Here is a 21,914-nt window from a genome sequence, read left to right as displayed (position 1 = left end):
AAGGATAAATATTTTTGTTGATTCGGTCTAAGTATCCCCTTTGTTATTGGACACAAATTTCGTGCAGTAATTGATGAAGTTGGTAGTCACGTGTTTATGAGTCATACTCTTAATCTCGCGAAGGAATTAGGTACTGCCGTTTCAATAAATGGTAAGGCTAAGAATTCTGAATAAAGGATAGTTGAATTAACAAAAGGTAGCGCACATATATCGATTGATAATCTAGGTATAACATCTATATGCCATAATTCTAATAGCAAACTGAAGTTTGATAGGTTTCATGGATAGACTTTCATATTATCTGAGCGAATTTGCAAGAATAAACATTTACTTATACCAAATGAAAAGGGGTTTTATAAATGGAACAAACAATTCGACTTAATCCACGTGTACAAGAATTCTTAAAAGGTACTAAAAAGCTTTTGATTAATGGGGAATTGGTAGAAGCTACTTCTGGTCAAACTTTTGAGACCCTTGATCCTTCCAACGGGAAAGTTTTAGCAATTGTGAGCGAAGCCGGACCAGAAGATGTTGATAAAGCAGTCAAAGCAGCCCGCCAAGCATTTGACAATGGTCCTTGGAAAAAAATGAGTGCTTCTGAACGCAGTCGCCTCATTTATAAATTAGCGGATTTAATGGAAGCTCACAAAGAAGAGTTAGCACAATTGGATACACTAGATAACGGGAAGCCTATTGGTGAAACAACTAATGCGGACGTCCCTCTTGCCATTGATCACTTCCGTTATTATGCTGGGTGGACTACTAAGATTGTCGGTCAAACGATTCCTGTTGCAGGGAATTACTTCAACTATACTCGCCATGAAGCAGTAGGTGTAGTTGGACAAATTATTCCTTGGAATTTCCCTCTTCTTATGGCAGCGTGGAAATTAGGTGCAGCCCTTGCAACCGGATGTACAATCGTTTTAAAACCAGCAGAGCAAACACCACTTTCAGCATTGTATTTAGGTCAACTCGCACTCGAAGCCGGGTTTCCTCCTGGTGTTCTTAATGTTATACCAGGATTTGGTGAAACAGCAGGCTCACCACTTGTAGACCATCCGGATGTGGATAAAATTGCTTTTACAGGTTCTACCTCAGTAGGTAAAATGATTATGCGCCAAGCTTCAGGTACAGTGAAAAAGATTTCACTAGAACTGGGTGGGAAATCACCAAATATCATTTTACCAGATGCTGATATGACTAAAGCGATTCCCGGTGCTTTATCGGGCATTATGTTTAATCAAGGACAAGTTTGTTGTGCTGGCTCTCGCCTTTATATTCAGAAGAAGTCCTATGATAATGTGGTAGCTGATTTAGTTTCCCACGCAAAAAACATTAAACAAGGGGCTGGCCTTGATCCATCTACACAGATAGGGCCATTGGTATCTAATGAGCAACTAGAACGTGTGGGTAGTTATATTGAACAAGGAAAATCAGAAGGTGCAGAAGTGGTTACAGGCGGTAGTTATGGACAAGGCGATGGCTATTTTGTAGCACCTACAATATTTGCTGGTGTCAATGATGAAATGACTATTGCTAAAGAAGAAATCTTCGGACCTGTTGTAGCTGCCATGCCGTTTGACGATTTAGACGATGTGATTCGCCGTGCAAATAACACCGAATATGGATTAGCAGCAGGTTTATGGACACAAGATGTAAAAAAAGCCCATTATGTAGCCAATGAATTAAAAGCAGGTACAGTTTGGGTAAACTGCTATAACGCTTTTGATGCCGCTTCTCCTTTTGGAGGGTACAAACAAAGTGGAATTGGTCGAGAAATGGGAAGCTATGCGTTAGATAACTATACTGAAGTTAAAAGTGTATGGATTAACTTAAACTAATAAAACTTTATAAACCACTTAAAACAGGGGCATCTTTGTCCCTGTTTGCTTATATATTTTATTTATGTTACACGCAAATAAACTTAATTTGTAATTTATCCCTTCTATATTATTAAGAGATAGGTAGGATTTGCAGAATCCCTAAAACCAACACTTAATACTAACAGATTTTATCTAAATGGAAGAATAAGGATAGAGATTAAATGGAAAAGACAGCTTTAATTCTTGTTGACGTTCAGAATGATTATTTTCCAAATGGTCGGATGGAGCTATTTGAACCTAATAGAGCAGCAAATAACTCCCGAAAGTTGCTAAATTTTTTCCGCAACCAAAACATGCCAATATTTCATATTCAGCATATATTCAATGATCACAACGCTCCATTTTTTGCTCCAGGAACAGAAGGTATCACGATTAACGAGGCTGTTACACCACTTGAAGGAGAAACTATCATTCAGAAGAATTATCCGAATAGCTTCCGAGAGACTCCCCTCCTTAATCAACTTCGTCAAGCTGGCACCGAGCATGTTGTCATATGTGGCATGATGAGCCACATGTGTATCGACGCAACTGCCCGTGCCGCCGTAGACTATGGGTTCACGTGCACCGTCATTGAAGATGCCTGCACATCTCCTGACCTATCTTTTCGCGGACGCAACATACAAGCCACCGATGTCCATGACGTATTTATGGCAGCGCTTGGAAGCCTCTACGCTACAATTGAAACAGCAACTGCTTATTTAGAAAAAGCAAAAGTAAAGTAAAAATAAGAGTGATCTAGACTTGATTTAGGTTAGGCTTTAAAAATGCCTTTCCAGTATGGTTTAAAGTTTGTTGATTTATCTGGCATTTTTCCAAATCAACAAACTTTCCATTTCTCTCTTACACATTCCTATTGTAATAGCTCGATAAAAGATTACGGAACCAGAATACATCTTTTAATTTTCAGATTTTTTACTCCATCTTCATTCCAAATTGCCATCCCTTTTTTTGTGTGATCATTCATCGAAAACAAAAGCCGTTTTCTTAGACTGAAGAAGAGAGTATCGCTGCATTATTATGATATCTCCCTTTTACTAACGGGGCTATTCTTTATTCTTGGGTGGTACTTGCCCTCATTCGCTTGTCTAATTCTTCAAGCACAATCGGCCAAGCCTGTTCGTGCTGATTTCTCGACTCCTCATCTAGAAAGCCAGCATGAGTAAGACGCAAATGCGTACCGTTTGTGTAAGATTCTAGTTCAATCGTAACAACCGTTTCAGCTCCTCTTGTTCCCTCAGCCCCGGTAACCCACGTTAATTCGATGAGTCTATTGGGTTCAAGCCTAAGAAATCGGCCGTAATGGGGATGACGCTTTGCCTTTCTTTCGGTCTCGAATTCGTAGATTGTCTCAAAGAAGAAAACCGAGTTGACTTCTCCATTCATTAACACCGATCCTGGAGATGCAAACCAGAGGTCAAACTGTTTAGTCCACGCTAGGAAAAGAGCATCAGGCAATGAATCAATTATACGGTCCACCGTTAGAGAAAAAGGTCTTGATGAAAGGTCTGGTATTGAAATAGGCATTATCATCAATTTGTCTTTGATACCGGAGCGTAAATTGATACCAAATTCAAGAAAAGCCTTCATACATAAGATCATATCAACCCAGCCTTGCGTCTGTTGTCCGTAACATTTTATTCCTTGTTCATTTCCTTCCCAGCCATCCTCACTCACCTTTACCAAGGTTGAGGTTGCGTCTAACCACTCTAGCTTGAATTCTACATTAGTTTCTACTCCACTAGCCGACCACAGAAATGTTATATAGTGCTCTTCTTCGCTTACTTTCTTAACAATAATAGGAAACTCTGCACCAACATCGTCCCATCTCCAAGTAATAGTTTTATTGCTTTCAATGCGACTAGTCCCGCTAGATATAAAGTATTGAGACATTATTTCAGGATCAACAATTGCTTCAAAAACCTTGTCAATTGACTTAGAGATTTTTCTTTCAATTTCAACTTTTAGTTTCATCTACTAATTCTCCTGTTATAACATGTATTTGAATCCCATTGGTAATATACCTTAACGCAGTTTTTTTCTTCTTATATAAAATATTTCTGTTTTTCTTATGATATCCCTTTAATTTTTTTCTTGTTTAGTTACGATGCAACCACTATAGTATGACTCCCGATTTGTTATTTTATAATGGGTTTTCTCCCCTTCATTATTAAAAGGGGGGCTAATTATTTTCCAACTAAGGACCATTATCCGTTAAAATAAAAAAATATATACTAGTATAGTACATCAGCTGACGACACACTCCATAAAGGTTTCAAATTAAAACTCTGAAAGAATTAACTAGTACTGGCCAAATAGACGAAAAAAAGAGACCTTTCTTTTACGAAAAGTCTCTTTGGATTACCGTTTAACCATTCTGTTCGATTTGGATTTTATTTCTGATAGCTTTTTCTTTTTCTACTTTTTGTTGTCTAAGGTTACCCGCCACTAAAATCCCAATCACGACTATTGCTTCAAATCCGTATTTTACGAAGGGATTAGCAAAGTAGTTGTGCATGAAAGGTTCAGCTACGATCATCTTAGCAGCTGTCCAGCCTAGTATCCCGGCTCCAATTACTATGATGAATGGGTAGCGTTCAATCAGTTTCAGGATCAAAGTGCTTCCATACATCACTACTGGAATCGACACAAGCAATCCAATCACAACTAATGTGAAATTTCCATGTGATGCGCCAGCTACAGCTAGAACATTATCCAATCCCATTAAAGCATCTGCAATAATAATAGTTTTAATGGCAGCCCACATTGAGTCAGCGGGTTTCACATCATGTTCTTCCTCATCAATAAGAAGCTTATAAGCAATCCATACCAGCAGTAATCCTCCAATTAAATGCAGGCCAGGCACCTCTAAGATTACAACAACCAATAGCGTTGCAATAATCCTGATAACAATTGCCCCGACTGCTCCCCAAATGATCACCTTTTTTTGCTGATCTTTTGGAAGCTTTCTTGCAGCCAATCCAATAAGGATCGCATTATCTCCAGCAAGAACCAAATCTATCATAATGATTGCTAAAAGACCTGAAATAAATTCACCTGTTAAAAAATCCAACACATCTTCCTCCTTTTAAACAAAAATAAAGAGACCTCTGCCATAAATGGCAAAGGTCTCGCTAAGCACTAATTGATTAGGCCAATAAAGCCGGTGGAGAAATTCCACGTAATGACGACTTTATTTCAGGTAACACCTGACGCTACTCCCCTTCACGGGATAAGTATTATGAAATTTTTCCCTAAAATCTAAGTATCTTGCATTATAGAAAACTTAAAGAAATCTTATTGCAATTCTATTATACCAAATATATGAATAAAATAAAGTAAAAAATAATGATTAATTTTCTGGACTTTCCTAGGAAATAATTGGTTTATCAGCTTATAGATAGAATATATTGTCTTGGTCTATCTTCTGGCTTGGTATATTCATCATATTTCCGCTTAGTTTTTCTTTGTAAAGAGCTATTAAAATTCTACATCATACAAATACGATAAGGAAACTATTAGAGAAAACTTGATATCTTGCAACTGAGCCTGGGTTACCTAACCTTATTGTTTCCTAAGCATCACTTCTAAGTGGTAGCATAATTCGTCAACAAGAGCAGTGAACTTGTTCAAATCCTTCCCCCATAAATGTTGATTACCTAGAAAGGTCTCAACCAATTGTTTAAGTGAAATTTCTTCTGCCTCATAACGAAGCCACTGTTCTCTAAAAAATTCAATTGTTTTTACATCATCTTTTACAACATACTCTTTACCACCAAAGCTTTCCCCTACATAATTCCCTTTCACTTTCTGTACCTTATAAAATCTGATCAGACCAGCAAATGCTCGTACAACGCAAACAGGCAACCTATCTTTCTTCTCAAAATAATCTTCTATAGTCGGCAGAAGACGAACCTTAAACTTCGATACACTATTCAATGAAATGTCGGCCAGACGATGATGAACAAAAGGATTCATAAAACGCTCCATAACGCTTTCTCCATATATTATCATCTCATTACGATCAAATGGTAATGAGGGAATTATTTCCTCATTAATTGCTTGTCGCAGAAATTGATTAAAATCAGGGTGATCGATTACCTGTTTCACTTCTTCCAATCCAGATAATATACCCAGAGGAGCCATTAACGTATGTGAGCCATTTAGAATACGTATCTTCCTCATTTGATAAGGAACTAAATCCTTTACCCAATGCACGTTTAAGCCTGATTGTTTCAAAGGAAGACGCTGGTCAAAAGAAGGGTCACCTTCTATAGCCCATAAATGATACGGCTCAGCTGTATTTAATAAAGAATCCTCATATTCCCACGATGCAAATAATTCATCCGCCTCTTTAGCAGGAAATCCTGTTACAATACGATCTACAAGGGAGTTAAGGAACAGATTATTTTGGTCTACCCAATCCATAAATGACTTCGGTAATTCCCAGTCCCTACTGTGCTGAAGGACACATTGCTTCAACATATCACCATTTCTCTCCAAAAGCTCACATGGTAACATAATGAGACCTTTTTCTGTTTCTCCGTTAAAATATAAATATCGCTGATATAAAAATGCTGTTAATCTCCCCGGAAAAGATTCAATCGGTACTCCCTCTTCCCAAGGAATATGCTGGTATTTTAGCCCAGCCTCTGTCGTATTAGAGACTATAAATTCCAATGTAGGGTTTTGGGACAACGCCAAAAACTCGTCCCATTCTTCATACGGATCAATTGCCTTCGAAAAAACGGAGATAATCTCTTTATTATCTACTTTCTCACCATTCTTAAATCCCCGTATCATCAACGTATATAATCCATCTTGTTGCTTCAATTTCTCTATTTTTCCTTTTCCAGTGGGGCGAGGCTGGGTAACGACAATACTTCCTTGGAAATGCCCTTGTTTATTACATTCAGAAATCATCCAATCAAAGAAGCCACGCAGAAAATTCCCCTCTCCAATTTGCAGCACTTTTACTGGGTAATCCTGCATCATATGTCCAATTTGCACAGCTCCTGTTTCTTTACTTAGGCTCTTCACATGACTTTGATTTTTATTCATGATTATTAATCTCCCTTTCATAACAGAAAATTTCTCTCTACAGAAGATGAACAAAGCAACCACATCACACGGTTGCTTTTATTAGACATGAAACCATCGTTTAAATTTCAACAATAGCCTTAATGACTTTAGCATCTGGAGTTAACCATCCTTCAAACTGTTGGATCATTTCATCCAAATGCGTACGGTGTGAAATATACAAACTTAAATCCACTCCACCATTTTTCACCGTATTCACTACATAATCAAAATCTTCTCGAGTAGCATTTCGGCTTCCCATTAGGGTAAGCTCTTTGCTATGGAAGTCAGGGTCATTAAAGGAAATATCAGACTTCACTAAGCCTACATAGATCAGTCTTCCTCCGTGAGCAGGGAATTTAAACGCCTCCATCATCGACTTCGCATTACCAGTTGCGTCAAATACAACGGTAGGCATTTCTCCATTTGTCAACTCGGCTAATTTCTCTAATGGTTGATCCAAAACGTTCAACGAATAATCTGCCTTGGCCCATTTACCAGCAAACGCAAGGCGCTCATTGTTTACATCCATTGCAATTACTTTCGCTCCTTGTTCTTTAGCAAATGCCATAACTCCTAATCCTATTGGACCTGCACCAATAACGAGTGCAAACTCCCCTTCTTGAATCGCAGCACGTCTAACCGCGTGAGCCCCTATACTTAAAGGCTCTATCATAGCTGATTGATCAAGGGTAAGCCCTTCAGTTTTCACTAAATGATCATAAGGAACCGTAATCCATTCACGCATTCCACCTTCCATATGTACACCCAACACTTTCATACTCGTACAGCAGTTCGTTTTTCTGTTTTTACAAGCAATACATTTTCCACACTCCATATATGGAATGATCGAGACTTGATCACCAACTTTTAGTCCCGATGCATTTTCAGGGATGGATTCAATATGCCCAGATAGTTCATGACCAAGTATCCGTGGATAGCTAAAAAATGGTTGATTACCTCCATAGGCATGAATGTCCGTTCCACATATTCCAATGCGCCTCACACGAATTAAAGCTTCTACTGAGTTTGGAACAGGTTGTTCAGCCTCTATCATTTTAAATTGATAAGGTTGCTCACAAACTATACTTTTCACAAAATAACACTCCTTTTTTTATACTTTTAATCTAATTAAAAGATGAGAAAATTACCTATTTTAAAGAATGACTCCCTCTTTAAAAATGCTTATCTCCCTATAGCCGAATTTTTCATTATTGGTTTTCTTTTCACCAGATGCAAGCTCAAGAATGTAACGGAATAAATCATGCTTTAATTCATCTATGTTTTGACCTTCAATTAACTGTCCCGCATTATAATCAATCCAATGCTTTTTGCGTTTGGCTAAATCTGAGTTTGTCGCTATTTTCACAGTTGGCACCGGGCCGCCAAATGGTGTTCCTCTTCCTGTGGTAAATAGAACGATATGAGCCCCTGATGCTGCCAAAGCCGTAACCGATATCAAGTCATTACCAGGAGCATTGACCAAATTCAGTCCATGTTTTACTACTCGTTTGCCATATGGATTGACATCTACAACCGTAGCATGACCGCCTTTTTGCGTACATCCAAGTGATTTTTCCTCCAGTGTACTAATACCACCTTCTTTATTTCCCGGTGAGGGATTTTCATAAATTTCCTGATCATGCCGAATGAAATATTGTTTAAAATCATTAATAAGATGAACGATTTTATTAAATGTTTCTTCATCTTTTGCCCGGTTCATTAATATAGTTTCCGCTCCAAACATCTCTGGAACCTCTGTCAAAATTGTTGTCCCACCATTTTCAACAATAAGATCGGATACCGCTCCAACTAATGGATTGGCGGTAATACCTGAAAAACCATCAGATCCTCCACACTTTAATCCTATTTTCAACTTTGAAACCGGTATCGGCTGACGTTCAAATTGTTCCGCGTATCCCACTAATTCTTCCAATAATCGTAAGCCGCACTCTAATTCGTCATTAACCTCTTGGGCTTTGAGAAATTTAATACGATTCGGGGGATACTCGCCAATGACTTCTTTAAATGCTTCAATTTGATTATTCTCACATCCTAATCCCACAACCAACACTCCGGCTGCATTCGGGTGTTGAGCCAAGGATGCTAATAGCTTCTGTGTATTAGTCAAGTCATCCCCTAATTGAGAACAACCGTAGGGATGAGGAAAGTGATGAATTCCATCAATTTGTCGCTCCTTAAACTGCTCATTGCCCATTTTAGCAAGCACTTCACATGTTTTATTGATACAACCAACCGTATTGATGATCCATATTTCATTACGGATGCCCACATCCCCGTTTTCACGAATATATCCTTGGAATGTATGTTTTGAGTCTTCGACTTCTGTATTTTGAATGCTTGGTTGATAGGAATATTCCAATATCCCCTGCAAACCGGATCCTAGGTTATGAGTATGAACCCACTCCCCAGCATCCAGATCTTTTTTGGCTTTCCCAATCGAGTAGCCAAACTTAAGAACATCTGCCCCCTGCTTTACCGGGTTTACTAATATCTTATGTCCTTTCGGAATATCATCACGAGCCTTTATATTGATAATTTCATTGTCTCCCGATTGAATTTGAAGGCTCTCCCCTTTTCGGATCACATGCAAGGAAATAACCACATCATCTTTTGAATGCAATTGAACAATCTTATTCATTTTGTCCCCTCCTATTTTGAGTGTTGGCGTACAACACCTAAACGGTAATTACTATTAGAAAACCCTTTCATTTTCAAGCATGAATTTACTTCCTTATGAATCTATTATCATTTTAACATCAAGAATTGAAATATAAATTGCATTTTTTGATATATATATACTCATTTTTGTTGTAATATACAATCAGGTGATGAGCGAAATGAAAAAATATCAAAAAGTGTCCAATCATGATTTACTGTTCCCTTTATCTTTTGTCTATCAAGATACTAAATGTCCTCAGAAAGAACTATCTGATCATATGCATGATTATTATGAAATTGTTTATGTTTATAGCGGTAATGGGACCTTTTTTGTCGGTGATGTGTTTTATGATATGCAACAAGGAGATGTATTCCTAATCCCTAACAATACGATTCATAGAGCAATGCCGAATAAGGACGACCCTGTTACTTCTACGATTATCTTTTTCAGCCCCACATTAATATATAAGGACATTGTTGATGATTCTTTTTCATATTTAAATTTGTTTGACCTGACAAAAAAGAGTAAGAATTATAAAATATCCTTACCACCAAAGAAACAGGTAAAAATGGAAGAACAGCTTCTACACATTTATCAAGAAACATCAGAAAATGCATTAGGCGCAAGGCATGCCACTTTGCTGATTGTTCACCAGATTATGCTTGATTTATGCCGTATACGAATAAATAACGAACAGGATATGTCGGAGACTAATACCTATAGTTCAGTATGGATTAAAGATATTTTGGCATATATTAATGACCATTTAAGTGAACCATTAACCTTGACGATACTTGCTAATAAATCCTTGGTCAGTCCCTCTCATTTCAGTAGAGTCTTTAAAGAAACAACTGGAATCGGGTTAATCGTGTATCTGAATACGAAAAGAGTCATTAAAGCAAAGGAACTGTTATTGGAAACGAATCACACAGTTTCGCATATTGCTGAAATGTGTGGTTTCGAAAGTATGCCCCATTTTCATCGTATCTTCAAAAAATACAATGATAGGACTCCAGCTAATTTTCGAAAAGCACACCATAAATCTTAGATTCAGAAAAATTGAGTAGGTGCATGATGATTCATACAGCTCCCTCGGACTCGTACAGATTACCGCATAATTCCTTATTTGGATAAAATATAAGCTAACTAAACTTTCGATATTGTGTAGTTGCAAAAATATGTATCCTATTAAAATAGAAGTGTCCCCCCATAGATAATTCCATTGGGGGGACACTTCTATTTTATTAATCTATTACGCGGGTTTAACTATCGGACGTACAAAGCGAATTACTGCAAGCGATGCAACAATAGCTAATCCACCTGCAAGCAAGAAAGCTACTGTGTATGTGCCTGATGTATCAACAATGTATCCTGTTAAAGTTGGTCCGATAATTCCTGCTGTATTTGCTAAGAAATGCATAAAACCACCAACTGATCCAACGTTATCTGGGTCTACGACATCATTAATAATCGCCCAGTATATTGCACCTGTTAAATATAGGAAGAACACAGAAAGTGCAACTAGAGTTACTGCACTTAATGTTGTCGATACAAGGCCGGCAAATCCGATACAAACAGCCGATAAGAACAAACAAGTAACAAGCACGAGCTTACGTGAGAATAAAACGCCTTTTTGTGCGAACTTTTTAAAGAAGAAATCCGACACGAAACCTCCCAAAGCAAGACCAATAAACCCAAATATCCACGGAATTACTGTGATGATACTCATATTTTCTACGCTTAGTCCGCGTGCATTTACCAAATAGCTTGGGAACCATGTTAAGAAAAAGAACAAGATATAGTTGTACGAAAAAAATGCAAGTGCTGTAAATAATACAGTTTTTTGTTTTAAATAGAAGGTGAATTTCAATTTTCCTTCCGATGCTGCTGCTACATATTCTTTTCCCATATTTTCCTGTTCAGTTGACTCTTCTGGTTTTTCTTTAGCAAATTTCCACCAGCAAACAGCCCATATAAGACCAATCACCATGATAGCAATAAATGAAACTCTCCAACCATATGAGATTGCTATAAAGCCAACAATCGGTCCTGCAATGGCTCCACCAAGTGGTGTCCCGCTATTAGTCAAACCAACAACAGATGCCCGTTGATTAGAAGGAAACCAGTTATTTACCATTTTATTAATTGTTGAGGAGAGTGGACCTTCACCCATCCCGAACAAAATACGAATAACAATCATACTGACAAACCCGACAGCCAGTACAAGTGCACCACTGAATATAGACCAAACAATCATAGCAACGAAAAGTGTCAGCTTCGCACCATATTTATCGGATGCCATTCCTCCAAGAAAGTTAAATATCGCATATCCTACAGAAAAACTACTAAAAATAATCCCCATCTGTGTCGCTGTTAACGATAAATCATCTTGAATAAACGGCGCTGCTATAGACAATGCAGAACGGTCTAAATAATTTATTACACCTGCTAAGAACAAGAAAAGAATGATCATTCCTCTACCTTTTGTAAACATAAAGAACCCCCCTAGATGTTTCAATAAATGTAAAAGTACCTTTGAAAACGTTTCCAATTTATAACCAAGAACCAAAACATATAAAATAAACCCCTAAAAAACATGAAAAAGTAAATCGGTTTAGTAAACTCTAGTAAAAAAAGCGCTTTCTTTTTTACTTAAAATCTTGCGTCTAGCAAGAATTTCTTGACAGCAAATTCGGTTTCAAACGATGCACGCTTGTGTCTTCTTTTCCAGTTTTATTTATCTGCCTAAGCAATAACTCTGCTGCCTGATTTGCCATTTCAATTGCTGGCTGATTAACCGTTGTTATAGTCGGTGTATAGAAGTTAGCGTACGGGACTTCATCAATTCCAATAACCGCAACATCCTCAGGAATATTCATATCGTGTTTTTTCATATATCGCAAAATTTCATTAAGTACGATATCATTTCCTGCTAATATGGCTTGAGGCGGTTTTTTTAATTCGAAAAATTCTGAAAGTGCATTCGGGATTTCTTCTGCATTCACTGTTTTAATATAATCTGCATTGAATTGTATTCCATGTGACGCGAGTGTATCTTTGTACCCTTGGATACGTTCAATTCGAGGACTGATATTATGGATTATAGAAGTGGTTATGATTGCAATTTTTTCATAACCTTTTTCTACAAACCGATCAACCGCTAACTTTGACGCAAGATGATTATCAAGCATAACAGTCGCAATATTTAATTCTTCTATCGTCCGATCCATAAATACAATTGGAAACTGATCACTCTTCATACATTTATATAAATCAAGATTGTCCCCTGTGGGGAAAATGATGATTCCATCAACTTGCTTTGCTCTTAGCATTTCAATATAATTCTTTTCCTTCTCAGGATTATCATCTGCATTACATACAATAATATGAAACCCTTGTTTATAAAAGTAGTTTTCTATTGCACGTATAATTTGTGTGGAAAACGTGTGAAGAATATTGGCAACCACTACTCCAACCGTAAAAGTCGATTTTTGTTTTAAACTGCGCGCTATAATATTAGGTTGATAGTTCAACTCTTCAATAGTCTCTTCAATTTTTTTCTAGTTTTTTCACTCATGTACTCGTATCGCTTATTCAAGTATTGGGAAACAGTGCTTTTCGATACTTTCGCATGTTTGGCGACATCAGTAATTGTAATAGTTTTCATTTCATTCATTCCTGTCTCGTGTTTTCATTTCTGTGCTTATCACCATTTAACAAAGTGGTTTATGATATATAAGAAATATTCTATTATATTAAGAACAGCTTTACAATCACCTTCTGTTATACCGAAAATGCACATCCCAATACCATCCCATAATCAGTGAGCTATCATAAAAAGACCAGTCGCCTGCATGGCTTCTTTATTTTAAAAAAAGAAATTTGTTCACACTCCTGAGTAGGCCATGAAACCGCCATCAACTGGCACCGTAATTCCTGTGACAAAACCCGAATAGGATTCATCAACAAGCCAAAGCAATGTACCAAGCAAATCTTCAGGTTGCCCAAAGCGTTTCATAGGTGTTGCTGTAATAATTTTATTGGACCTTGCCGTAAGACTACCATCTTCATTAAGCAAAAGGTCTCGATTTTGCTTCGTCAGAAAGAAACCTGGTGCAATAGCATTCACACGTAAGCCCTCTTCAGCAAAATGAACAGCCATCCACATTGTAAAGTTATTTATCGAAGCTTTGGCAGCACTATATGCTGGTACTTTAGTCATTGGAGCGTAAGAGCTCATGGAAGAAATATTTAATATAACTGGTGCTTCCACTTGTAATAACGCTTTCCCAAAAACCTGACTCGCCAAAAATGTACCTGTGAAATTACTGGCAAAAACTTGAGAAAAACCATTTTCATCTAAATCGAAAAATGACTTTCCATCTACATCTTCCCCATATTTCTCTGGAGCTGTAATGGCATCAGGGTGATTGCCTCCAGCACCATTTATTAATAGGTCCACTCGTCCGAACTTTTCCAGTATTTTCTCTCTTGCATTCTCTAATGAGATTCTATCCAAAACGTCTGTCGCGATGGATATTGCAGTTCCGCCTGTTTGGCCAATGATATCGACTATCTGTTGTCCTTTTTCAGCCGTTCTGTTCAATATAGCTATTTTGACACCATGACGGGCTAACTCTACAGCCATTTTGGAACACAATACACCACTGCCGCCGGTGATTACTGCCACCCTATTTGTTAAGTTTTCGTGGATAGGCATCATGATTGCTTACCAACTTTGGAGGCTTCATATGCATCCCACAATCCAAGTAAATACATAATACCTAATGCCCTGTCGTATAATCCGTAACCTGGGCGACAAACCTCTCCCCAAATGTGACGGCCGTGGTCAGGTCTTACATAGCCAGTATAATTTTGCTTGTTCAATTCTTCTACAACACCCTGCACATTAATGGATCCATCCTGTGTATAATGCGATGTTTCCACAAAGTCACCGTTTTCATAAATTTTCACATTACGGATATGCGAGAAAGGAGCACGGTAAGCATACTTTTTAGCTACTTGTACCATATCATTTTCAGGGTTCGCACCCATCGAGCCTGTACACATCGTAAACGCATTCGATGTCGAATCCGAAATGGCGATTAGTTTTTCATAACTTGATTCTCCCGTGATGATTCGTGGCAAGCCAAAAATGGACCATGGTGGATCATCCGGATGTATCGCCATTTTAATGCCGCATGCCTCGGCAACAGGTAATATTTCCTTAAGGAAAATTTCTAAATTCGCCCATAGCTGATCTTCATCTATACTTTTATATGCTTCGAATAATTCAGAAATCTGCTCCATCTTTTCTGGTTCCCAACCAGGCAATGTTAAATCTGAAGCTTCTGCTACCGTACGAATTAACTCTTGTGGATCTAACGTATCTACTTTTGCTTTTTCATAAAATAATGCAGTTGAACCATCTTCTAATGGATGGAACATTTCTGTTCGAGTCCAATCAAAAATCGGCATAAAATTATAACAAATGACTTTTACGCCAGCCTCTGAAAGGTTACGGATCGTCTCTTTGTATTTCTCGATATACATCATACGATCTTCATTTCCTAATTTAATCGATTCATGAACATTTACACTTTCAACAACATCTGTGTGAAAACCAAATGATTGGATATACTCAATTTCTTTTTTAATTTCTTCTTTTCCCCATACCTCACCAACAGGTTTTTGGTGCAATGCCCAGACAATCCCCTTAACTCCAGGGATTTGTTTAACCTGCTCCAATGTAACGGTATCATTGTCTTTCCCATACCATCTAAATGTAATATTCATTGTGCACCCCCATTATTCTGCAATTTTCTGCATGTATTCTCTACTTAATTCAACTACGGCTTCATAGCCACCGCTTCTATAGGCTTTGTTTAAGTCACTACCAATTCCTGCAGCTACTGCACCTGCATTCAGCCAGTCCTTCATATTGTCCAAATTAATTCCCCCGGTAGGCATAATCCTTACATTAGGTAGCGGACCATTAACGGACTTGATGAAAGAAGGTTCAAAGTGGTTTGCCGGAAATAGTTTCAGAACATCACAACCTGCTTCAAGTGCTGTAGCCATTTCTCGAATTGTCATACAACCAGGCATATATGGAATGCCATATCGATTACAAAGGATAGCAACTTCTTCAACAAAATAGGGACTTACAATAAAACTGGCACCAGCTAAAATGGCATGGCGAGCTGTTTCAGAATCCAATACCGAACCTGCTCCTATAAGTGCATCTGTATTTTGCAGTTCCTTGAAAGCTTCTTCAATTCGTGGTGTTGTATAAGTCAATTCGATTGACCGTATACCACCTTCAACAGCTGCTTTAGACAGTTGTGCCGCTTCCTCTGCATCCTGTCCCCGGATAACAGCTACAACTTTCGTTTCTGTTATTTGGTGAATTATTGAATGTTTATCCATTACGTCAACCCCCTTAATTAAATACGATGATCGCTTTTCGAACCTGTTCTGGATGGTTTTCAACAAAATTAAATGCCTCTTGGACATCATCAAGGGAAAATGTATGTGTAACTAAACCTTCATGTCGTAGATTACCTTCATTTAACAGTTTCACTACTTTTGGGAACTGGTTGGTTTGCAATCTAGAACCTTTCACCGAAACTTCCTTTTTAGTGATTGGAAGCTGGGAAACCGCTGCAGTTCGCTCATCAAAACCTAGCACGACTATCCGTCCTGCAGTAGAAACTACTTCAAAGGACAATTCAAAAGTCATGGGCAAACATACGGCATCAATGACAACATTGGCACCTTCGCCATTCGTCCATTCCTGTACACGCTTTTGAACATCTTCACTGCCCGCATGAACAGTAATATCAGCGCCATTTACTTTAGCAAAAGCCAAGCGCTCATCACTTAAATCCGTGATCATTACCGATGCCCCTTGAAGCTTGGCCATCTTTAATATACAAATCCCAATAGGACCTGCTCCTTGGATAAGTACTGTGTCCCCTTTCTCTACTTCTCCTCTCCAAACCGCTTGTGCACCGATTGTATAAGGTTCAGCTAATACTATTTCTTCCCAAGCTAAAGCGGAATCCACAACATGTAGTTGTTTTTCGGGAAGAACACACCATTCCCTCATCCCACCATCTTCATGTACACCAAAAACAGACAATGTTTCGCATACATTTTGGCGACCTTTACGGCAAGCATAACACTCTCCACAATAACTGATAGGCTCAATAACCACGTGGTCTCCCACTTTAATACCTGTGACATCTTGACCAATCTCCACAACTTCTCCAGCTACCTCATGCCCTACAACTCGGGGCAATGTAGCAAGAGGATTTGTACCATGGTAGATATGCATATCTGATCCACAAATCCCGACTCTTTTAACTTTAACAAGGACATCTGTTGAGTTCGAAATCTCGGGTTTTTCTACTTCTTGAATAACAAGTTCATGTGCTTTTCGTACTTGAACCGCTTTCATTTCTCCACCTACTTTGTAAGAAATTCATACACACTCGACGCTATCGTAATACCTTGTACTAGGTTTCTTTCTTCATGAAGCTGTTCTATTTCACCCGGTACATATACTCGGTCGAACCCTGGAGCTGGTTGAACCTGTTGAAGCTCTTCTATCATCCGATCCATCTGCTCCAAAAACAGGTCAGAATCAGTGAAGAACGAAGGATTAATTACACAGAAATAGTGACCAAGCTTTCTTTTCTTTTCAAGATCATCATACATTTTTCCAATGTGTGGACCAAATGCCGCACCTGCTAATAATCCAGAAAACACATCCACTATGACAGATAACCCATAGCCTTTTGGACCTCCAAAAGTGGAAAGGGAAACGACTTTGTTTGGATCTGTGACAGTAGCTCCATTTTCATCGACTCCCCAGCCTTCAGGGATTGCCTTTCCTTCTTCTCGTGCTTGAAGGATTTTGCCCAATGCTACATTGGATGTCGCCATGTCTAGGATAAAGGGTTTCTTTGTCTTTGTAGGTACTCCATAAGCAATAGGGTTTGTTCCAAGAAACGATGTCTTACCTCCAAAAGGAACCACGATTTTATCTGTATGTGACATCGCAATCCCGATTAGTTTTGCATCCGTAGCTTTTTGAACGAAATAGCTTAATGCTCCGCAATGGCTACTATTTACAACAGTCACCATACCCACTCCATTGTTACGAGCCATTTCGATTGCATGATCCATAGCTACTTCCCCGATAACATGCCCAAATCCATCATCCCCATCAACTACTCCCGTTACAGGTCCGCTCGATTGAAAGGAAATCTGCGCATCAGGGTTAATTCCTCCTGCCTGTAAACGGTTTATATAATGCTCTGTCCGCAATACCCCATGGGAATTCACATTTCTAAGGTCAGCATGGACCAATACCTCTGCGATTTTCCCTGCATGCCCTTCACCTAAACCCGCTTCTGTTAACTTCTTAATAACTAGTTGTTTAGCTTCCTCTGCTTGTATTGTTACTGTTGTCATTTTCTCCCCCTACTCTACATTTGTATGTTTCGCTCTTAATGTATCGTTTGTTTGACCCTCTGATAAACTATCTTTAATTGCATTGATTGACGGTAGACATGCTCCTTCTCCACCTTATCTTTCAATAACAGCTTCATTCTGTATGAAAGGCCATACCTCTTCCAAATAGGGTAACCCCTCATTATCTCCCGAAACAGTCGTTACAAGAGCTCCAACGCCATTTGCGAATTCCAATCGTTCTTCGATAGATAAACCATGAAGATATCCGTATATATAGCCGGCATCAAAGCCATCTCCCGCACCAACAGTGTCTATCGGGGTAACAGGGAATGCTTCTTTTTTATGCCAAACACTATTTGTATATAGTTTTGAGCCATGTTCCCCGTCCTTGATGACAAGCTGATCTATATTATTTACATTTGCGAATTCCGCCAATGATTCTTCAGAGTCAATCCCGATAATCAATCGTATTTCGTCTAGACCTGTTAGCAAAATATCAACAGATGGAAAAACTTCTAAATAAACAGATCTCGCTTCTTCGATAGACCATAGCTTTAGGCGGATATTCGGATCAAATGAGACAGGGATATCTTTTTGTTTAGCGATTTCTATAACCCTCTTAGCAATATCTACATTTTTAGGATCTATAGCCAAAAAAACACCAGTAAGATGGACAAGGTCAATATCTTCAAACATCCGATCTGTGATATCTTCCGGTTTTAGAGTTAATATGGGTGACTGATAGCGATAATAAAAAGTCTTTCCGGAACCATCCTCTCGAATTTCTTTGAAATTTAGGGATGTTGGATAACCATTTACAAAGGCAACATCACTCATATCCACCCCTTCCCCACGTGCGAAATTATAAATAACACGACCAAACTCATCCTTACCCAAACGGCTTAACCACTTTGCCCTCATACCAAGCCGAGCACAACCAATGGCAAAATTCAGTTCAGCCCCTCCTACTTTTCGCTCAAATCTGTTCACGAATCTTAAAGGCCCAGTTTCTTCTGGGTTTAACGTAATCATGGCGTCACCCAGTGTTAAAACACCAAATTTTGATGACAATACAGTACCTCCTTTTTTCGAACATTCACAAATAAAAGGTAATATATTTGATCATATCCAACATTTCCTTTTAAGGTAAATCGATTTAGTAATTTACTAAACCGGTTTGGTAAATCATAAGGAAATTGTAATTGAAAACCCTACCAAAAACAATAGAAAAATTTAATAATTTGTAATTTTATTTCTATTCGTGAATTTTCCACACCATTAAACCCTACATATTACCAAATAAACCTACATATCCCTAAGAATCTCTACATAAAAAGTTTAGTTCAATACTTTTCACTCCTCTTGGTAACTCTGCCAGAGGATCCATATGGATTTATTTTGGGATAATCTGAACAGGACAACTTAAGTTAGTATGTTTTAACACACTATCATTTCCATAATCTATAATCTTTTAACCATTCTCCCTTCACCACACATGTACTACATAGGTTCTAATTGATTAGCAGTTTCGATTTTCCCCTTCCCCCTTTTAGTATTATCAAAATTTACTTTTTTGCTATTAATTTGGGGATAGTTGTATAATATATCAATTGTTAAATTTGTTTGAAAGGTTGTTTTGAATGAGCTATTTAAAAATCTACATCTTACTTATCGGAATCATGATTACTTGGGGGTTAAACGTTTCTGTTATTAAAATTTTAGTTGAACATACCCAACCTGTGACAATTACCTCTTTAAGAATTTTTGCGGCTTCTTTAATAGTTTCCCTTATCCTCTACTTTCTTGGTCTAATACGTCTCCCTAAAAAAAACGAACTTTTTTACGTTTTCGGAGGCGCCCTTTTAAGTGTGGTTTTTCATCATTATTTTTTAGCGGAAGGGTTAACAAAAACGTCAGCTACAAATGCTGGATTGATTTTGGGAATGGGGCCAATTTTGACAGTCATATTATCAATGATATTTTTCCGTAAAAAGCCGACCATTATCCGATTTCTTGGTTTTGTTTGTGGTGCTCTTGGTGTGAGTTTTACCGTTTTGGCAGGAAGTGGTGGTATTCATTCTATTAATCTGGGAGATGTGGATATCTTACTCTCCATTCTTTCACAAGCGTTAAGTTTTATTTTAATTAATCAAGCTTCAAAAACAATGGATCCACGCTTATTAACCGGCTATATGATGTTAATAGGATCTTTTATTCTTTTCGCCATCAGCTTATGGAAGGAACCAGATGGCTTAGCATTACTCGCTTCTGCTCCACCTTCCATATGGGTAGCTTTCATTTTCTCAGCAGTGATTGCCACGGCACTTGGGCATCTGGGCTATAATTACGCCATTGGTAAGGTTGGTGCGGCCGAATCCTCTATATTTCTTAATTTAAACACCTTATTTTCTTTAGTCGGGGCAGCCATTTTTCTTAATGAAGCCATTGTTCCTGCACATTTCTTGGGTCTTATCTTCATTATTTCAGGAGTCCTGCTTGGATCGGGGGCATTAGAAATATGGATTCTTCAGAGAAAAAATAAAGGTATATCTGCATAGTTGCAATCAACTTAGATTGAAGATGTTGCTAGTCTATAATCCTTGAACAGACTTCGAACTTATACAAGAGGGGTCTGGGGGCTAACCTTATATATTGAGAGACCATTAACCTTCCAAAATAGTACAATAATAAAGTACATATATTGAAAGTTAATGGTCTCAAAATGTTTAATTCACCTTTACGTATTTTGTCCCCTCGACACTTAATATTTATTGCGGATTCATTCAGCAGGTAATTTCAATAATTTTTAATCTGAGGAAAATATACTGATTTTTGAGCCATCCTTCATTTACAAACCTTCTGGAAATATAACTTCATTTCAATAATATCCGTATTTTTTTGTTTTTGTAATTTAATTTCAACATCATAATTTTATTAGGATTCTAAAACGGGTTAAGCAAATACATAACTGTCTTTCTACTAAAATATAAATATTCGCCAGATATAACACATTTGAAGATTATCTGCCTAACCATCCACCATCAATAGATAATAAATGACCATGAACATAACCTGCTGCCTCCGAAGCTAAGAATACAACAGCCCCCTTAAAATCTTCCGAGTTTCCCCAGCGCCCCGCTGGAATTCGTTCAAGTATTTGCCTGTTTCTTGCAGCATCATTGATTAGAGCCTCATTCATATCTGTAGCTATATAACCTGGAACAATGGCATTTACATTCACATTGTATTGTGCCCATTCATTAGACAACGCTTTTGTTAGCTGTGCTACTCCGCCTTTTGCTGCTGCATACGCTGGGACGGTTAATCCCCCTTGAAAAGAGAGCAGAGAGGCCATATTAATAATCTTCCCTTTTCTTTGTGGTACCATATAGCGACCTGCCATCTGACATAAAAGCCAAACTGTTTTTAAATTCACCTGGATCACATCATCCCAATCGGATTCTGGAAAATCGACTGAAGGTGAGCGGCGCTGAATACCAGCATTATTAACTAAAATATCAATCTTTCCAAAATGCGCGACGACACTAGGAATTGCTTCCTTTACTTGATTTAAATCTTCTAAATCACAGGGAATAATCAAGCATTTTCTTCCTAATTTTTCAATTTCGTACTTTACATCAACTTGTTCAACCGAACGCTGAAGTAGTGCAATGTTTGCACCCGCTTCTGCTAATGCTATAGCCATAGAACGTCCTATTCCTCTAGTAGCCCCTGTCACCGCTGCAACTTTTCCCTCTAATCCAAATAAATTAACTACCATATCTTCACCT

At 38.1% G+C, this 21,914-nt stretch carries 17 protein-coding genes and 1 pseudogene; 4 read left to right on the top strand and 14 right to left on the bottom strand.

What is annotated here, in order from left to right:
- Positions 1-359 precede the first annotated feature (359 nt).
- A complete protein-coding gene (locus JFU50_RS22160) occupies positions 360-1,841 on the top strand; it encodes an aldehyde dehydrogenase family protein (protein ID WP_201185217.1) in 1,482 nt (493 codons plus the stop codon).
- A gap of 203 nt (positions 1,842-2,044) precedes the next feature.
- Entirely contained in the window at positions 2,045-2,605 is a 561-nt protein-coding gene (locus JFU50_RS22155; RefSeq protein WP_201224153.1) for a cysteine hydrolase family protein, read from the top strand.
- A gap of 328 nt (positions 2,606-2,933) precedes the next feature.
- Here the strand turns inward: JFU50_RS22155 and JFU50_RS31780 are convergent, their stop codons facing one another.
- The 5 genes from JFU50_RS31780 to JFU50_RS22130 form a co-directional block, all read right to left on the bottom strand.
- Positions 2,934-3,854 carry an SRPBCC domain-containing protein gene (locus JFU50_RS31780; protein WP_201224151.1) on the bottom strand — a complete coding sequence of 307 codons (921 nt, stop codon included), beginning with the start codon at positions 3,852-3,854 and terminating at the stop codon, positions 2,934-2,936.
- 394 nt (positions 3,855-4,248) lie between these two features.
- Positions 4,249-4,953, bottom strand: a complete 705-nt coding sequence (locus JFU50_RS22145; RefSeq protein WP_201185222.1) for a TerC family protein — start codon at positions 4,951-4,953, stop codon at positions 4,249-4,251.
- Between the two features lie 491 nt (positions 4,954-5,444).
- The gene (locus JFU50_RS22140) at positions 5,445-6,941 is read right to left on the bottom strand and encodes a tagaturonate reductase (RefSeq protein ID WP_201224149.1); all 1,497 of its coding nucleotides are present in this window, start codon (positions 6,939-6,941) and stop codon (positions 5,445-5,447) included.
- 100 nt (positions 6,942-7,041) lie between these two features.
- Entirely contained in the window at positions 7,042-8,055 is a 1,014-nt protein-coding gene (locus JFU50_RS22135) for a zinc-binding alcohol dehydrogenase family protein (RefSeq protein WP_201224147.1), read from the bottom strand.
- Between the two features lie 60 nt (positions 8,056-8,115).
- Positions 8,116-9,621, bottom strand: a complete 1,506-nt coding sequence (locus tag JFU50_RS22130; RefSeq protein WP_201224145.1) for a UxaA family hydrolase — start codon at positions 9,619-9,621, stop codon at positions 8,116-8,118.
- A gap of 199 nt (positions 9,622-9,820) precedes the next feature.
- Between JFU50_RS22130 and JFU50_RS22125 the strand changes: the two genes are divergently transcribed.
- Positions 9,821-10,690, top strand: coding sequence for an AraC family transcriptional regulator (locus JFU50_RS22125; protein WP_201224143.1), 870 nt, complete (start codon positions 9,821-9,823; stop codon positions 10,688-10,690).
- Positions 10,691-10,894: 204 nt separating this feature from the next.
- Here the strand turns inward: JFU50_RS22125 and JFU50_RS22120 are convergent, their stop codons facing one another.
- From JFU50_RS22120 to JFU50_RS22085, 8 genes and pseudogenes are all read right to left on the bottom strand, one after another.
- Positions 10,895-12,136, bottom strand: coding sequence for an MFS transporter (locus tag JFU50_RS22120; protein ID WP_201185232.1), 1,242 nt, complete (start codon positions 12,134-12,136; stop codon positions 10,895-10,897).
- A 172-nt stretch (positions 12,137-12,308) separates the two neighbouring features.
- Positions 12,309-13,309: pseudogene (locus JFU50_RS22115) on the bottom strand (substrate-binding domain-containing protein).
- A 219-nt stretch (positions 13,310-13,528) separates the two neighbouring features.
- Positions 13,529-14,365, bottom strand: a complete 837-nt coding sequence (locus JFU50_RS22110; RefSeq protein ID WP_201185236.1) for an SDR family oxidoreductase — start codon at positions 14,363-14,365, stop codon at positions 13,529-13,531.
- The gene (gene uxuA / locus JFU50_RS22105) at positions 14,362-15,438 is read right to left on the bottom strand and encodes a mannonate dehydratase (protein WP_201185238.1); all 1,077 of its coding nucleotides are present in this window, start codon (positions 15,436-15,438) and stop codon (positions 14,362-14,364) included. Before uxuA ends, JFU50_RS22110 begins: the two co-directional genes overlap by 4 nt.
- Positions 15,439-15,450: 12 nt before the next feature.
- Positions 15,451-16,071, bottom strand: coding sequence for a bifunctional 2-keto-4-hydroxyglutarate aldolase/2-keto-3-deoxy-6-phosphogluconate aldolase (locus JFU50_RS22100; protein ID WP_201185240.1), 621 nt, complete (start codon positions 16,069-16,071; stop codon positions 15,451-15,453).
- Positions 16,072-16,084: 13 nt separating this feature from the next.
- On the bottom strand, positions 16,085-17,104 hold the full coding sequence (locus JFU50_RS22095) for a zinc-binding alcohol dehydrogenase family protein (RefSeq protein ID WP_201185242.1): 1,020 nt from the start codon (positions 17,102-17,104) through the stop codon (positions 16,085-16,087).
- 8 nt (positions 17,105-17,112) lie between these two features.
- Positions 17,113-18,123, bottom strand: a complete 1,011-nt coding sequence (gene allD / locus JFU50_RS22090) for an ureidoglycolate dehydrogenase (RefSeq protein ID WP_201185244.1) — start codon at positions 18,121-18,123, stop codon at positions 17,113-17,115.
- 114 nt (positions 18,124-18,237) lie between these two features.
- Entirely contained in the window at positions 18,238-19,194 is a 957-nt protein-coding gene (locus JFU50_RS22085) for a sugar kinase (RefSeq protein WP_201185245.1), read from the bottom strand.
- A 569-nt stretch (positions 19,195-19,763) separates the two neighbouring features.
- On the opposite strand from JFU50_RS22085, the gene JFU50_RS22080 reads away from it, so the two are divergent.
- The gene (locus JFU50_RS22080; RefSeq protein WP_201185246.1) at positions 19,764-20,681 is read left to right on the top strand and encodes a DMT family transporter; all 918 of its coding nucleotides are present in this window, start codon (positions 19,764-19,766) and stop codon (positions 20,679-20,681) included.
- Between the two features lie 461 nt (positions 20,682-21,142).
- On the opposite strand, the gene JFU50_RS22075 is transcribed toward JFU50_RS22080, so the two are convergent.
- On the bottom strand, positions 21,143-21,904 hold the full coding sequence (locus tag JFU50_RS22075; protein WP_201185247.1) for an SDR family oxidoreductase: 762 nt from the start codon (positions 21,902-21,904) through the stop codon (positions 21,143-21,145).
- Positions 21,905-21,914: the final 10 nt, after the last annotated feature.

Source organism: Peribacillus sp. TH14, from assembly GCF_016651145.1.
Lineage (GTDB): Bacteria > Bacillota > Bacilli > Bacillales > DSM-1321 > Peribacillus > Peribacillus butanolivorans.
Note: the sequence above shows the minus strand (reverse complement) of the source record. Positions and strands in the feature narration are given on the sequence as shown.